Source organism: Okeania hirsuta (genome assembly GCF_003838195.1).
GTDB classification, from domain to species: Bacteria; Cyanobacteriota; Cyanobacteriia; order Cyanobacteriales; family Microcoleaceae; genus Okeania; species Okeania hirsuta.
Window position 1 is genome coordinate 21,894 of the sequence record NZ_RCBY01000020.1, and the last position, 15,954, is coordinate 37,847.

Genomic DNA, 15,954 nt, shown 5'->3' on the forward strand with positions numbered 1-15,954 from the left:
ATAGTGATTTGACATATTTACAACTATGTGGTGGGTATTAAAAACTTATCAATACAATTGAAAAAATCCTCAAATGGCTAAATACTCAACAATACTAGATATCCTAAACGCTCGCTCACAAAATCTACCGAATCAAATTGCTTATAAATTTTTGCCAGATGGAGAAACCAAATCTGGAAGCTTAACTTATCAACAATTAAACACACAAGTACGAGCGATCGCTGCCCACCTCTAATCATTCATCAGTCCAGGAGAGCAAATATTAGTTGAGTTGTTTATCCCTACACTGCTAGGTCATTTCAGTTATCAGTTATCAGTACCTCTACCCGAAGTCAGGGGCTTGAAATATTGAACTTGATTTTTTTTCATCCCCTTGAAAGGGGAGCCTTGAGACCCTATTTTTTGGTCAAGAATGGTTTGGTTTCTTCTTGTCGGTGGGTGGTACTTTACATTTCATTTACACACCCTACAAGATCGGCGATCGTACTCCAACTTATCCAACTTAATTGTTGAATCAAAAATGATGTAATCGTTATTTTTTGAAGATAAAGTTTTAATTATCAATCTCAGCTTCTTTGAAAGAAAATTTTAAAGATTGTCATCAACTCCTGACAAAAAATTGTCAAAAATCCCTAAACTCGTCAACACAGTTTCAATGGTTTCAGCCTTATTTTCAAATTATGTGATATTCTATACTTAGTGTATAATCTATAGCTCTTTTATTACCTAATAAGATTTTAAAGCCTGAAATACCTATAATTTCATTGTTTAAATGAGCGATCGCCTCATATTCATTTAACCATAATGAACTAATTTTCCTCAGCCCCTCTAACAAGGATTTGACCTATTTACAACTATGTGGTAAGCAAGAAAAACTTACTAATACAATACTCTAAATATTAATCTACTCAAAAAATCCTCAAATGCCTAAATACTCAACAATACTAGATATCCTAAACCATCGCTCACAAAATCTACCTAATCAAATTGCTTATACATTTTTGCCAGATGGAGAAACCGAGTCTGGAAGCTTAACTTATCAACAATTAAATACCCAAGTCCAAGCGATCGCTGCTCACCTCCAATCAATCATCATCCCTGAAGACCGAATATTAGTCGTTTATCCCTACACTGCTGGACTAGAATTTATCGCCAGTTTCTTTGGTTGTATCTGTTCAGGAGCGATCGCCGTAACCAGTAACCCTCCCCTCAACAACGACGCAATAGTCAAACTCCAAGAAAGAGTCCAATCCTCCGAACCAAAAGCCATTCTCACCACAGAATCTTTTTTACGGGAAATTCAAGAAAAATTAGCCAAAAATCCAGACTTAGCTCCTAAACTCAAGGATTTACCATGGATAGCTACAGATAAAATTGATTTTTATGAAGCACCCCATTGGATAGAACCAAAAATAGACCCAGACACCCTCGCCTTTTTTCAATACACCTCCGGTTCCACAGGCAAACCAAAAGGAGTAATGGTCACTCACCGCAACGTATTGCATAACTCAGAAATTATTTATCAGTCATTTGAACATTCCCCAGAAAGTCAGGGCGTAATTTGGCTACCCATGTTTCACGATATGGGATTAATAGGTGGAGTAATACAACCCTTATATGGTGGTTTTCCCGTCACCCTCATGTCACCCGTAGCTTTAATTCAAAAACCCATACGTTGGTTAAAAGCTATTTCTCAATACAAAGCAACAACCAGTGGCGGACCCAACTTTGCTTACGACCTAGTTTCTCGGCAAGTAACCCCAAAACAACTGAAAAATTTAGATTTAAGTAGTTGGAGTGTCGCATTTTCCGGAGCTGAACCCGTGCGAGCTGCAACTTTAGAAAGATTTGCCGAGACTTTTGCCCCTTGTGGGTTTCGGCGAGAGGCTTTTTATCCTTGTTATGGAATGGCAGAGACTACTTTATTTATCAGTGGCGCAACAAAAACAAAATCCCCACTTATTAAATATGTGGATGCTGAAGCTTTAGCAGAAAACCGAGTTGTGGTTGGCGGTGAAAAAAGTAGAGCAGTAGTTAGTTGTGGTTTTGCTTGGTTGGGCGATGAAATTATGATTGTTGACCCAGAATCTTTAGTTCCACGTCCAGATGGTGAAGTTGGAGAGATTTGGGTATCTGGCGCTGGTGTAGGTAGGGGTTATTGGAATCAACCGGAGGAGACAGAGCGAACTTTTAATGCTTTTTTGGCAGATAAAGGGCCTTTTTTACGGACGGGAGATTTAGGATTTTTACAAGATGGGGAATTATTTATTACTGGTCGGATTAAAGATGTAATGATTTTGTGGGGTAGGTATCGTTATCCTCAAGATATTGAGCTAACAGTGGAAAAATGTCATCCCGCTTTACGGTCTAGTTGTGGAGCAGCTTTTTCTATAGAAGCAGAAGATGATGAGCGGTTGATAATTGCTCAAGAGGTAGAACGCAGTTATTTACGGAAGTTGAATGTTGAGGAAGTAGTTGGAGCAATTCGTCAGGCAGTTGCTGAGGAACATACGGTGGAAGTTTATGCTATTAATCTGCTAAAGACTGGTAGTATTCCTAAGACTACCAGTGGTAAGATTCAGCGTCGAGTTTGTCGCAGTCAATTTTTGGAAGGTTCCCTAAATGTAGTAGGTCAATGGCAACTTCAGACTGAAAAGGGTAGTGTATCGGAATTAGCTGGTAATTATATAGATAGCCAAAATTCTTAGGGGGTAAATGATAGCATCTTTCTGGTAGCAGGCAATAGTCAAATCTTTCTAAATTCTCTTCCCTCCTCATTCCTGTAGGGGCGAATGGCCATTCGCCCCTAGGACATCTAATTACACCGATGCTACCGGATTTGATATAATAAGCTGTTTAGGATTTCAACTATATAGTCAAAATATTCAAAGGCAACAGCTCCAGAAGGCAAAAGGGAATATATAGCAGAGGGCAGAAGGCAGAAAAAATCTTGCGTTGTCTGAGTTTTAAGCTTTTGATATGTCAAAAATGGCGACTGCTATAAAATCTAAATCATTCTTAAGTTTATGTAAAAATATCTTGTATCTTGTTAATTTATTGAGAGTCTTTATTATTAAAGATTTATTCATTCCAGAATGAAAATGTGAGGAGAGTTCAAGATGAAATCTATCAATGTATTATGTGGCACTCTAATTAGTGCAATTATCGGTAGTGGAGTAACCCCGGCATTTGCCGCATACTTTCAAACAAATCTTGTATCAAATAATCCGGACTTTGAGCCTCATATCCTTGACCCTCTAGTCGTCAATGCTTGGGATTTAGCCATCCGTCCCGCCGGATTTGGGGGACACTTTTGGGTAACTAATACTGATTCTGGGACTGTAACTACCTATGTCGGAGATGTTGGTGGAACACCTTTATTTCAAGACGACCTGAAATTTGTGACTATTCCCACATCCCCCAATGCACCAGAAGGAAGCGCAGGTGCTCCGACTGGGCAGTTTTTTAGTCCACACCCATCAGATTTCGAGGTAACAATGTTTCTCGATCCGGACGATCCTGATTTAGGAACAATTACTGGCCCAGGACGATTTTTCGCAGTGGAAGAGGGTGGAACACTTTCCGCTTGGACAGAAGTACCTACAGACGATGGTATACTCAGACCTGTTGAATATTTGGTAGTGGTAGATAATTCAGAATTTGCAGACCAAAATACTGACGATAATCCAGATAACGATAACTTTGCCATCTACAAAGGTATGGCAGGAACAACTTTACCAGAGGATAATCTTCTATTTGCTGCTGATTTCAGTATAAAGTCCCCAGGGATAGATGTTTGGGATAAAGACTTTAATGACATTACATCTAATTTCTTATTTGAGAATCCTTTTGGTGAAGAGTATGCCCCCTTCAATATCCAAAATCTAGATGGTAATCTTTACGTTGCCTATGCAAAACTAAGTGATGAGCCTGGTGAAGAGCAAGCAAAGGTAGGTTTAGGGCGACTAGCTGAGTATGATATTGAAGGTAACTTGCTGAATATATGGGGGCAAGACACCGATGACCCTAATGAAAATGCACTGAATGCTCCTTGGGGTTTAGCGATCGCTCCAGATGATTTTGGCGAATTTAGTAATGCTTTATTGGTCGGTAACTTCGGTGACGGCAGAATTGTCGGTTATGATCGTACAACTCGCGAAGAAATTGGTTTCTTAATGGATGAATCTGGTAATCCTATTGAAATAGAAGGTCTCTGGGGACTAATTTTTGGTAATGGTGCTAGTTTGGGCGAGACAAATCATCTCTACTTTGCAGCAGGTCCTAATGATGAAGCTGATGGTTTGTTTGGCTCTTTACAAGTAGCACAGAACAAATCTACTCCCGAACCGACAGTCAGTATTTTAGGTTTACTTGGAGTTGCAGGTTTAACATTAGCGCGCAAGGGTCGTCGTGGTTAAGGTCGACTTCAAGTTGTTGTTTTTACGGCTATGAGTTGAGAAAAACAGGACTTACACATTTTTTAGCTGGATAATTTTGTAGGGTGAGCAAGTGTTACTTTATCGATCACGGGTCTATATTGCTCAATGTTTGCCACCCTACTAGGGTATCTAGCTTTAGAATTTGGATAAAGCAATTGCTAAGAAGACAGTAAATTCAATATTATCGGCCTGCATTTACTCATAATTTTGGTCTAGACGCGCTACTACTATGGCTGAATAGTAGAATTGATATTATCCCAATGCAACCAGGTTTGGTCTCAGAGGAACTTCGACACAGTTTTATCTTTTTCTTTCGGGTTTAATACCCCGCCGTCTACAGGGTGTTTACAATTGGTTAGGGTTTGAGTCTCCATCCACTTTTTTCTTCTTCAAGATAATAATAGTTGATATTAATGGTAAACAGCATATCAACCTTCTAAAATTCCCACCATAATCTGTAATAACTCCGTCAAGTCTGCTGGAACTCGATATATATTTGTATCTTGTATGACTCGTTTTTGTTGAGTATCCAAAACAGCAAATTGCCAAATATTACCCATTGATACTGCACCATATAACAAAGAATAGTTGGCAAATTCTGCTTTTTCTACAGCAATTAATTCCACTGCTAATTGTGTGAAACCTCTTTGTAAATCAGCATTTTTTGCTTCAATAACTAGAAACTGAGTTTTGGTCTGGAGAAAATAATCTAATTCACCTTTCAACTGTTCGTTAATTTTTAAAGAATACCCCACTTTGATTTTGACTTGGGTGTAGTGAATTAATTCCATCAAAACAGGAGCAATAAGAAATTCTCTTCTAGCCATTTCGCTAGTTAAACTGACACAAGGTAAAATTTCTTGCAAGCGTTGTTTTAAATTATCTAAGTGTTGAAGTTGACGATGAGTTTGGGGTAAACTTAGCGATCACGATTCATAACCATAGCCAAAATAGGATAGAATATCTTCTGGTTCAGAGTTTAATTTAAAATAGTCAGCAAAGGTATAAGACTGAGTCGGATTAATAACCGGAATGATAGACATATTTCAAACCCAAAAAAGCTAAAGGCTTTATATATAGATGCTTTGAGACTTAATCAGCAAACCCTAATTAATAACTTACAGCAGTTTCCAAAGCTATGAGGTAGAGTTGTTTTTATTCTTTTCTGGGTAGTCCTGCATGGTAATGGTGAGGATATATATTAGACTTGTCGCTTTATAACTTAAAAAATCCCCAAAAACCTTGTTCTGTAAGGATTGTAGCTATTGAAAAAAATGCTTGGAATTATTGCTCTGTCTAGGTTAGAGCGATTTTTTTCCTTTATTTAGCGACAACTCTATTTTTTAATTTCTCCCACACTCCCCATCCCCCCATCCCCCCACACTCTCTCTACCATTACTATGCACCACCACTCTTTTCTGTCCCCTGTTCCCTCAAACCTAAAATTTTGTACCTCATAACAACGGGAAACGCTGTATTTTATGGTAGCCAATTCATATCTAATAATTGTTCAAGACTATAAGGGCAGTTTTCTGGAAAAATTATCTCATATCCTGTCTTTTGCCTGACATATTTTAATGCTTTTTCATCAACTTTTGCTTGGTTATCCAGTAGATAATTTCGTAAATTTTGAGTTAAATCTTCATTGATTTGGGTTCTAAAACTCATAATTTAAGCTAGCCAATGATTGACATTATACTCATATTCAACAGTCCAATATTGCAGAATAAGCAAATGTCTGATTATCTGTTCGAGAAACCTTTCAACGGTTTTTTTCTCTCGCCGACTCAACTCTTCTAACTCCTCAATTAAATGTTCTTTATCTAATTCATTGAATCGGTTTTCTTTTAATAGATTAATCGTTTCTACTAACCATTGTTCATATTCATTTTCGTAAAGGGATATTAAATTACTTTTAACTGTCATTTTTACCTCATATTATTTTGGTGGTGGTTAGGAGTCAGAATTTGCTCATGTTTTCAGCTCAAATTCTGAAATAACGCTTGACAAATTCGCAAATTTTATTATTACTCAGCCACAACTTTTTTCATATAATTCCCCCATAACTGAGCCGCTTGTCCGCTACTGCTATAAGTAGGAGAGTTGTCATCATTTCCTAACCAAATACCTGTCACCATACTTTTGTTAGGAATATAACCAACAAACCATAAATCTACTCCTCTATTAGTTGTACCCGTTTTACCTGCTTCATCTAATCCTACATAAGCTCCACGACCAGTACCATATTGCACTACTCCTTGAAGCATTTGAGTCATGGTATCCGCTATTTGTGGTTTTAATATCTGGCGGTTAGCTTGAATATCCCCTTGAGTGTTTTCACACTTTGGGTCTGAATTATAGGAATAAATACAACGACAAGTGTAGATATTATCCCGATCGCTACAGTCGCTAGTATCAATAATCTTCCTAATAGTATGAGGACGGTTTCCTACTCCACGATTAGCGATCGCTCCATAAGCACCAGTCATTTCTAATACATTAACTTCATTTTGACCCAATATTAATCCTGGTACAGCATCTAACTTAGATTTAACCCCTAAACGCTTTGCCATCCTGACGACATTACCTAAACCAACTTGTTGAGCAACCCGCAAAGCTACCACATTTTCAGAAAGTGCTATTCCAGTGTACATATTTGTATTACCGCCACTGCGTTGACAACCTCCGTAAGTTTGACCCATCCATCTCAGAGAATTACAAGAATATAATCTTGTTGGTGGTATCCCTCTTTCCAAAGCAGCAGCGTAGGCAAAAACTTTAAAAGTAGATCCTGGTTGACGTTGTGCTTGAGTTGCCCGGTTAAACTGACTCTGTTGATAATCTTCACCTCCAGTCAAGGCGATAACTTCTCCATTTTTAGAGTCTATAGTAACTACCGCACCTTGAGAAAAATTAGCATAAGACCCAGCATTGTTAATTGCTTCTTGTAAACTTGTTTCTGCTAAGGTTTGAATTTCAGGATTTAAAGCTGTTTGAACAACAAAATTTCCTTCTCTAGCTAAATCTTCTCCTAATAATTCTTCCAGTTCACTAAATACATAACTATAATAATAAGGTGCTATTGTACTTTGGAGAATTTCTATAGCTTTTGGATTAATTTCTACCCGCGATCGCCTTGCTCTATCTGCTTCTTGTTGGTCGATAATCCCCAAACTGAGCATTCGATAAATTACTCCATCTCTTTTTTCTATAGCTATTTGATAATTTTCTACAGGATTAAAAGTATTAGGTGCTGGTAAAATTCCTACTAATGTTGCTGCTTCTGATAAAGTTAAATCTTGAGCGCTTTTACCAAAATAAAATCTTGAGGCATCTTCAAATCCGTATAAATCTAAACCTAAATAAACCTTATTCAGATAATTTAATAATACATCGTTTTTACTATAAAAAGCCTCTATTTTGAAAGATACTATTGCCTCTCGTAATTTCCTGCCCAAAGAATCTTCTGTACCTACATAGTCACGAAAGACGCTTCTTGCTAATTGTTGAGTTACTGTACTTCCTCCTTGGCTTATACCATCTGCCCTCAAATTTGTCAATACTGCTCTAGTAATTCCGATGGGGTCTACGCCGAAATGCCAATAAAAGCGACTATCCTCAGAAGCAATAACTGCATCAGGTAAATATTTAGAGAATTTAGATATGCGCCCTAATTCATAATGGGCATTTCTATAGGTGGGACGTAGAGGAGTTTGTCCATCACGAGCATAGACTACTACTGGGCCAGTAATTGGATTAGGTAAAGGGTCTACCTGAAATTTTGTCCATTCAAGTAGAATCATTAAACTGATTAAAGCAGTTAATCCAGAAAGACCGAAGACTGTATAACGAAATGCTTGAAAATACCAAACAGGAGGGTCTACATATCGAATTTTAACAGTATCAGCTAGTACTGGTGGTCCTAAAGTTAGAACATCGCCATGACGTAGAGACATACGAGAAACTTGTTTTTTCCCGTTGTAGATACCATTAGCAGAATTCTCGTCTTTAACTATATAAGGAGCGTTAGATTTATTAGTATTTTTAGAGACAGACAGATGAATTTTACTAATCAGGGGATTACGAATGACAATATCACAAGCTTGGGAAGAACGGCCTAGTAAATAGCGATCGCCCAAAAGAGGATATTTTTTAGCTGGAGTATTCTCTGTTTCCTGTATCCAGAGTTCAGGTACTTTAGCATTAGGTCTCAGTGCTAGTCGGGAAAAGTTAACATTGGCATGAATAGTTTGAACCATCTGGGTAATATTACCCAAGAGAGTTTGAGAATTACGAGGAGGCCGTGAATAATTCATAACTAAAGGGAACAGGGAACAGAGAGTTGGTGAATTGACTAACCGTTCAACTAAACTTACTCAAACTTCCTCAAAAGCCTTAAAGATTAATTGTTTGTAGTGGTTCTACCACCACAGGTTTCAACGGTAAACCCTTTATTACTTTGTCAAAGGAATCAGGAATTACTTTTTTAATAATGTTCAACTAGCCATTTATATCTGCATTTAATAATTTATTTTCTCTAGTTTTATACAAGCTTCTTGTTACTCTTCTTCAACTAAATTTCGGTTTTTTTATCTCCATATTTTGGTAAATTATCCCTATTAAATCTGTTGGCTACGATTCCCGAGAAATCGTAATATAGTTACCTTGATTGTTATACAATTTGTAGGGACGTTAACGATAGTTATGTGCTAGCAAATGGTCATTCCCTAGGGCAAAGTTCCACTTTACTTGTTGCGGAGCAAAACGCCCCTAAAATAGAGGGCGAATACCATTCGCCCCTACCCCTATAATACTGAATAACACCGATGCTACCGGATTTGATATTACATCCTAAGCTACAACACAGAAACTGTATCTTTAATCTAATTCTAATGGAAAATCTCGCAAATTGATGTTAATTGTACCACACTTCTAACCTAGTCCAGCATCAGTTACTGCGCCAAAACTACTAGAAGATACTAACTTTGCATATTTTGCTAATACACCTCTGGTATACCGGGGTGCTGGAGGTTGCCACGCTTGACGACGCTGTTGTAGCTCCTCATCAGAAATATTTAACTGTAGCAAACGTTTGTGAGCATCAATAGTAATCATATCTCCTTCCTTTATCAGAGCGATCGCGCCACCTACTGCTGCTTCTGGAGCTACATGACCAACTACCATACCGTAAGTACCACCAGAAAACCTACCATCAGTAATCAACCCTACTTTATCTCCTAAACCAGCACCGATAATAGCCGAAGTTGGTGCCAACATTTCTCTCATTCCTGGCCCGCCTTTCGGTCCTTCATAACGGACTACAACAATATCTCCTGCTTGAATTTTTCCTGCTAATATTGCCTCTAAGCAGTTTTCCTCTGATTCAAATACTTTTGCCGGACCTGTTATTTCTGGGTTCTTAACTCCTGTAATTTTAGCAACTGCTCCCTCAGTTGCCAGATTTCCTTTTAAAATAGCTAAATGTCCTTGAGCATACATCGGATTATTCCAAGGGCGAATTACATCTTGATTGGAGGGTGGTTCCGAAGGTACGTCTGCTAACTGTTCTCCAATAGTTTTACCTGTTATGGTTAAAGCATCTGGGTAGAGTAGGTCATGTTCGAGGAGCATTTTCATGACTAGAGGAATACCACCCGCTTGATGCAAATTTGTTGTAACGTATCGACCGCTTGGTTTGAGGTCGCACAATACAGGGACTCTTGCTCGAATAGTTTCAAAATCATCAATGGATAATTCTACATTAGCAGCATGAGCAATGGCTAATAAATGTAGAACTGCATTAGTGGAACCCCCAACTGCAGTAATTACCGAAATTGCGTTTTCTATAGCCTTGCGGGTAATTATTTGACGAGGTAAAATTTGTTTGCGGATAGCCTCTACTAGAATTTTGGCAGACTCCTCAGTACTATCAGCTTTTTCTGCATCTTCGGCCGCCATAGTTGATGAATACATCAGACTCATACCCATTGCTTCAAAAGCGGAAGACATAGTATTTGCAGTGAACATTCCTCCACAAGACCCAGCACCTGGACAAGCTCTACGTTCAATTTCACTGAGCTGCTGTTCGTCAATTTTTCCAGCACTGTATTTTCCTACTGCTTCAAAAGCACTAACTACGGTTAAGTCTTCACCATTATAGTTACCTGGTTTGATAGTACCACCATAGACAAATATCGCAGGAATATTCATTCGAGCGATCGCTATCATTGCTCCAGGCATATTTTTATCACACCCACCGATGGCTAAAAGTCCGTCCATTGCCTGGCCATTACAAACTGTTTCGATGGAGTCGGCAATAACATCCCTAGAAACGAGAGAATATTTCATTCCCTCAGTTCCCATAGAAATACCATCGCTAATGGTAATTGTGCCAAATATTTGTGGCATTGCCCCTGCTTGTTTGGCTCCTGCCATGGCTCGCATGGCCAAATCATTGATGCCCATATTACAGGGGGTAATAGTGCTATAAGCGTTAGCTACTGCGACGATCGGTTTAGTAAAGTCTGAATCTTCAAAACCTACAGCTCTGAGCATAGCTCGGTTAGGAGAACGTTGTACTCCTTTTGTGATTAATTGGCTTCTGACATTCTCTGGCATAGTATTTTTTTTGTTGTACTTATGTTCTTAATTTTCTCAGAATATCAGCGTGGTTTTTGAGATATTTACAATAAGATTACTAAATTTAAGCCCTTAATTTGGTGTCTGTAATTTGATCTTTTCCCTTATGGGTTTAATACCCCACTGTCTACACAGTGCAAATGCGGTTGCTGAGGGACCAATCCCCATAGACCACATTCTTCTGACTCCCGACTCCTAGCTACTTCTTCAACGGAATATAGTAGGAAAGCGAAAAGTTTTACAGAAAAAGCTGCTTAATAAGTTAATTAGGTATATGTAGGGTTTCTCTTTTGCTTTTGTAAATTAGTAATGTCCTAGTTTAAATATAAAATGTAAAATAGAAAATAGTTTGAGGCGGTGCAAATGGAGGCGGAAGAAATTCTAAAACAGTATGCAGAAGGGGAAAGAAATTTTAAAGGTATTACCCTAGTAGGGGTAGATTTAAGGGGAGCTGATTTAAGTAATAGTAACTTTACTAGGGCAAACTTCCGTAATATAAAACTTATGGGTGCTAACCTATGTGGAGTTAATCTCAGAGAAGTGTATTTAGGGGATGCTGATCTTAATGGGGCTAATTTGAGTGAAGCTAATTTGATTGGAGCGAGTCTGGTGAAAACTGACTTAAATAACGCTGATTTGAGTGAGGCTAATTTACGGGGTTCTAATTCTAGGGAAGCTAATTTCAGTCAAGCTAATTTAAGAGGTGCTAACCTGACGGAAGCTAATTTCAGTCAGGCTAATTTAACGGCAGCTAATTTAACTGCAGCTACAATGATTCGCGTTAATTTGATCAGAGCTATTTTAAATGGCTCAAGTTTAGAGTCTGCGAATTTAACAAATGCCTTGATGAATGAGTCAATTTTAGAAGAGGCCAATCTAAGTAATGGCATTCTCAGTGGGGCAATGTTAAGTAGGGCTAATCTGAGTGAAGCTGAATTGAGCAAATCTACTACTATTGGAGCTACTCTGAGTGAAGCTAATTTAAGTGGAGCGAAATTACGAACTGCTAATGTTAGTTGGACTACTTTTCGAGGAGCTAATATGAGTGGAGCTAATTTATTTCGGGCTAATTTAAGTTGGTCAAATCTGACGGGAGCAATATTAATTAAAGCTGTATTGATTGATGCAAAGCTAAATAAAACTAATCTACGAGATGCAGATATGAGGGGAGCAATTATGCCTGATGGTACAACTTGTCCTTAAAAGAGATTATTGTTGCTGATACCGTTTCACGGAAGTTATAAGTCAAAAGTCAAAAGTCAAAAGTGATGAATTAAAATTTTATAGAAGCTCAAAACTTTGATGATACATCAACAATTAATAATTAATAATTAACAATTACCTCTCCTTGAAAAGAAGAGGATTGACGCGGTAGGAAAAATTTTTTCTTTTCTCTTGGTCGATGGTCTGCCAGCTCCAAGACCCGTTCTTGCAGACCCGCTCCGCTAACGCCATCCCACCCTACGGGAAACTCCGAATATCTACCGCTTTTATCCTTTAAATGAGAGGCTTTAAACCTTAATTATTTGGTAAGTCAAGAGTACTAATAGACATCTCAAAAAATCCAAAATAAAATCAATTTTTATCTATAAAATCATCAATTATTTCTCCCTATTTCCTATTCCTTCTTTTCTGGAAATATCTAATGGCAATGGCTATAAATTATCAGTTAAATTCCTCAGAATATTTAACTACTAACCTACCACCTACCATCTACTATCAAAGACCTAAAATAGTAGGGTCGCCAAAATCAAATAATCCGGCGACACAACCTGTCATTAAAGTAGCAAGAGTACCAACCCATAGAGCTTTCCAACCAAGAGCAGAAAGTTCTGATCGCCTCGATGGTATGAGATTTGATATTCCACCGACAAAAATTCCATAGGATGCTATATGGGTAAAACCACAAAGAACATAACTAACTATTAGTAAGCCACGATCGCTAATTTCTCCGGTCGCTTTTAATTGTGCCAAAGTAAAATAAGGAGGGATACTTGTTTCAAATAATCTACGTCCAATTAATATTGAAACTTGCCAAAGTTCGTTCCATTCTAGAGATACTCCAGTGAGAAAAGTTAGAGGTAAAAATATCGCTCCTAAGATATTTTGTACAGTAATTATTTGAAATAAATTTCCTATAGGACTTGGTAGATTTGCTAAACCATTAAATATGGCATTAACTAATGCAAGTAATCCTAAAATTACAATAATTACTGCCACAATTCCTACTGCCATTTTTACTCCATCTATCCCTCCATTCATTAAACTATCCATTGGGTTTGGTAATTGGTCATTTTCTTTTTTTTTCTCAGATGGAATATGACCTAAAGTTTTCGGTTTCTCGGTTTCTGGTATCAACAGTTTCGATAGTACAAAACAAGCAGGAATAGTCATTATTGATGCTGATACTAAATGCCCAGTAATACCAGGAAAGGTTGGTCTGAGAATAACTGCATATATGCCTAATATTGAAGAGGCGATCGAACCGAAACAACAAGATAAAATAGTACAAAGTTCGCTGCGGGTCATATCCTTTAGATATGGTTTGACGGCAATTGCTGATTCTATTCCTACGAATATATTCGCAGCCCCAGATAAAGATTCTGCTCCACTAATGTTCATTGTTTTTTGGAAAATTTTAGCAAACAATTGAACAATGGGCTGAATAATATTTAGTCGATATAATAGACTAATTAACCCAGAAAAAAAGATGATTTGTGGGAGAGAACGAAAAGCAAAAATAAAGCCTAAATTCAGATTATCCGAGGTGAGGCGATCGCCTGGAATTTCTACATAAGGAGTACCTACGGTTCTAACTATCCATCTAGCTGCTGGGCCTGGTCCCACAATACGATTAGGGTCTGGGACAATTGCTGAATTAGAGCCGCCAAATAAAAATCTGGCCCCTGCTTCTGAAGCATCTAGTACTGTATTTAAGAGATTATTGATTTGTGCAATGAGGTCGCGGGTTGGCAATACAAATATGAGCAAACCAATAAATAGTTGTAATCCTATTCCCCAAAATATAATTTTCCAAGGAATAATTAGGCGATTTTCTGAACCTAACCATGCGATAAAACACAGAATTACAATTCCAATTAAAGATATAAAGTTTAATAACAGATTCATTTGATTAGGGTTGAATAAAGAAACAAGAAGGAAGAAGGAAGAGGTAAGAAGGAAGAAGTAAGAAGGAAGTAGATAGGGAATCAAAACCCAACCAATTTTAGAGGATATCTGAAAAGTTTTTTGATACTGAATTTTGCCCCCCTATCCCCCCAACTTTGGGGGGGAACAAGAGTCAATTTGCTTGCTCTAGTCCCCCAAAATTGGGGGATGCGCGGGGGCTTGGATTTTGACTACAAAAAAATCTCTTAATTACAGAAGATTCTACTTTAGTAAGGTACACCTATGGTGGGCAAGATGCCTGAAATAGAAACATTTAATTGTTAATCTATGTACTTCTTATGGGATAAATCTACTGTATTTTTCTCTATTCCTTCTAACGCTTAATTTAATTTCAAAGCTATATCCTAAATAAGTTGTTCTTTTCAGTTTAACTAACTCTCGGCTAACAACTTTTAGTTATTAGCTTGGGCTGAAATACTCGGCTGATACGCCAGATAATTTAAGAGGGGTTAAAATATCCTTAGAAATTGTTTTTCTTTCGGTTTGACTATAAATCTAAGCAGTAATGCTGAGTATTGAATTGCCGTTTGCGGAGCATTCCGTCAGGAAATGCTTTTTAACTTTCAGTTACAATATTGACATAAGAAAACTTATATGGTATATAGGATAAATTATGGAAGCATTTAGCCCAACTCCTCCCCAATGGACAGAATCTTCAATTCATGTTTTTCAGTTCTCCTGTCCTAAATGTGGGGCAGGTACAATAGACGCACAGGCAGTTTGGATTAATCGACGTTCCCCTGTCTATGGAGAAAATAGTCGTCGCAAATGGCAAGAATTTTATCATTGTAAGTGTGGTTGTAGTTGGTGGGCCTGGAGTAGCGATCGCCCACCTTCTAAGTATGCTCCTAGCGATCGAGATGAGGATGAATGTAATGATTTAGATCCTTTCAGTTAGAAACTTAGGGTATTCCTGCTTAACGAAGTCAGAAGTCAGTAGGGGTGGTTTCCTACGGAATGCTCCGCAAACGCGAACCACCCGTACAGAAGTTATTTTTGTAACGGGGATTTGAACTCCGCTCCAAAAATATTGCGTCTTAAAAGGCGGGGTTTTAGACCCATATTATTTTGATAATAATGGTATACAGGAAAATAGTATATAACAAACAGGAATACCTAGCACGGGAGCAAAATGCTCCCACTTTTCTTATAACAAACATTGCCGGACAATGCACGACCACCAGAGTCATTTTTCCTCTTTCTTTACTTCTTACTTTCTTATAGTCCAGAAGTCTAATAGACATATGCATGAAAATTCAAAATAAAATCAATTCTTATCCTCAAATTACAGAGATTAACAATTAAATGAATGCAAGTGCGGGGATCTTGCCCGCGACGGGTGTACCTCATTAAAGTGGAATTTGCTGTATCAATTATTTATCCCTGTTCCCTCTTTTCTAGAGATGTTTAATGAATGCCGTCTGGAGGTGATAAGTAAATGTTTTTAAATAAAATAAATATCTTACTAAGATTTCAGCAAAACCTAATTTTATTTGCCTACTTTTTAATTTTTTCAAAATCTGTAATAGCAGAACCTAGTAAAAACAATGTTCTTCCGATAAATAAACAACAATTTGTTAATCAAGCTGAAAATTTTGCCCAACAAAGAACAATTCCTTCTCAGCAGATACAAGCTATTAGAAAATGGGAATAAGTACTATTAAAATGGCAAAAATTAGGAGATAAA

The 15,954-nt window shown here is 37.7% G+C and carries 11 protein-coding genes and 1 pseudogene; 6 read left to right on the forward strand and 6 right to left on the reverse strand.

Annotation, left to right across the window (positions count from 1 at the left end):
- The first annotated feature begins 73 nt into the window (after nucleotides 1–73).
- Nucleotides 74–235 (forward strand): hypothetical protein, encoded by a 162-nt coding sequence (locus D5R40_RS34675; RefSeq protein WP_192901130.1) that lies wholly within the window; start codon nucleotides 74–76, stop codon nucleotides 233–235.
- Nucleotides 236–673: 438 nt separating this feature from the next.
- On the opposite strand, the gene D5R40_RS37450 is transcribed toward D5R40_RS34675, so the two are convergent.
- Complete coding sequence (locus D5R40_RS37450; RefSeq protein WP_161564545.1) at nucleotides 674–835, reverse strand: hypothetical protein; 162 nt, start codon at nucleotides 833–835, stop codon at nucleotides 674–676.
- 88 nt (nucleotides 836–923) lie between these two features.
- Here D5R40_RS37450 and D5R40_RS05715 point away from each other — a divergent pair, with 88 nt between their 5' ends.
- Entirely contained in the window at nucleotides 924–2,708 is a 1,785-nt protein-coding gene (locus D5R40_RS05715; RefSeq protein WP_124154339.1) for a fatty acyl-AMP ligase, read from the forward strand.
- 411 nt (nucleotides 2,709–3,119) lie between these two features.
- On the forward strand, nucleotides 3,120–4,418 hold the full coding sequence (locus D5R40_RS05720) for a TIGR03118 family protein (protein ID WP_124145206.1): 1,299 nt from the start codon (nucleotides 3,120–3,122) through the stop codon (nucleotides 4,416–4,418).
- Between the two features lie 449 nt (nucleotides 4,419–4,867).
- Here D5R40_RS05720 and D5R40_RS05725 read toward each other — a convergent pair whose 3' ends face one another.
- The 4 genes and pseudogenes from D5R40_RS05725 to ilvD form a co-directional block, all read right to left on the reverse strand.
- Complete coding sequence (locus D5R40_RS05725) at nucleotides 4,868–5,305, reverse strand: hypothetical protein (protein WP_240038965.1); 438 nt, start codon at nucleotides 5,303–5,305, stop codon at nucleotides 4,868–4,870.
- Nucleotides 5,306–5,918: 613 nt separating this feature from the next.
- Nucleotides 5,919–6,365: pseudogene (locus D5R40_RS39175) on the reverse strand (DUF29 domain-containing protein).
- Nucleotides 6,366–6,466: 101 nt separating this feature from the next.
- Complete coding sequence (locus tag D5R40_RS05735; RefSeq protein ID WP_124154340.1) at nucleotides 6,467–8,755, reverse strand: transglycosylase domain-containing protein; 2,289 nt, start codon at nucleotides 8,753–8,755, stop codon at nucleotides 6,467–6,469.
- Nucleotides 8,756–9,371: 616 nt separating this feature from the next.
- The gene (ilvD, locus tag D5R40_RS05740) at nucleotides 9,372–11,057 is read right to left on the reverse strand and encodes a dihydroxy-acid dehydratase (RefSeq protein ID WP_124145208.1); all 1,686 of its coding nucleotides are present in this window, start codon (nucleotides 11,055–11,057) and stop codon (nucleotides 9,372–9,374) included.
- A 384-nt stretch (nucleotides 11,058–11,441) separates the two neighbouring features.
- Here ilvD and D5R40_RS05745 point away from each other — a divergent pair, with 384 nt between their 5' ends.
- The gene (locus tag D5R40_RS05745; protein WP_124145209.1) at nucleotides 11,442–12,281 is read left to right on the forward strand and encodes a pentapeptide repeat-containing protein; all 840 of its coding nucleotides are present in this window, start codon (nucleotides 11,442–11,444) and stop codon (nucleotides 12,279–12,281) included.
- Nucleotides 12,282–12,797: 516 nt separating this feature from the next.
- Here the strand turns inward: D5R40_RS05745 and D5R40_RS05750 are convergent.
- Nucleotides 12,798–14,207, reverse strand: coding sequence for a NupC/NupG family nucleoside CNT transporter (locus D5R40_RS05750; RefSeq protein WP_124154341.1), 1,410 nt, complete (start codon nucleotides 14,205–14,207; stop codon nucleotides 12,798–12,800).
- 673 nt (nucleotides 14,208–14,880) lie between these two features.
- Here D5R40_RS05750 and D5R40_RS05755 point away from each other — a divergent pair.
- Both D5R40_RS05755 and D5R40_RS05760 read left to right on the forward strand, forming a co-directional pair.
- A complete protein-coding gene (locus D5R40_RS05755) occupies nucleotides 14,881–15,165 on the forward strand; it encodes a hypothetical protein (protein ID WP_124145216.1) in 285 nt (94 codons plus the stop codon).
- Between the two features lie 540 nt (nucleotides 15,166–15,705).
- The gene (locus D5R40_RS05760) at nucleotides 15,706–15,921 is read left to right on the forward strand and encodes a hypothetical protein (RefSeq protein WP_124145217.1); all 216 of its coding nucleotides are present in this window, start codon (nucleotides 15,706–15,708) and stop codon (nucleotides 15,919–15,921) included.
- The last annotated feature ends 33 nt before the right edge of the window (nucleotides 15,922–15,954 follow it).

Coding starts and splice junctions, on each gene's coding strand:
- D5R40_RS34675 (WP_192901130.1), top strand. CDS start 74: ATGGCTAAATACTCAACAATACTAGATATCCTAAACGCTCGCTCACAA.
- D5R40_RS05720 (WP_124145206.1), top strand. CDS start 3,120: ATGAAATCTATCAATGTATTATGTGGCACTCTAATTAGTGCAATTATC.
- D5R40_RS05760 (WP_124145217.1), top strand. CDS start 15,706: ATGTTTTTAAATAAAATAAATATCTTACTAAGATTTCAGCAAAACCTA.
- D5R40_RS05750 (WP_124154341.1), bottom strand. CDS start 14,207: ATGAATCTGTTATTAAACTTTATATCTTTAATTGGAATTGTAATTCTG.
- ilvD (WP_124145208.1), bottom strand. CDS start 11,057: ATGCCAGAGAATGTCAGAAGCCAATTAATCACAAAAGGAGTACAACGT.
- D5R40_RS05755 (WP_124145216.1), top strand. CDS start 14,881: ATGGAAGCATTTAGCCCAACTCCTCCCCAATGGACAGAATCTTCAATT.
- D5R40_RS05735 (WP_124154340.1), bottom strand. CDS start 8,755: ATGAATTATTCACGGCCTCCTCGTAATTCTCAAACTCTCTTGGGTAAT.
- D5R40_RS05715 (WP_124154339.1), top strand. CDS start 924: ATGCCTAAATACTCAACAATACTAGATATCCTAAACCATCGCTCACAA.
- D5R40_RS05745 (WP_124145209.1), top strand. CDS start 11,442: ATGGAGGCGGAAGAAATTCTAAAACAGTATGCAGAAGGGGAAAGAAAT.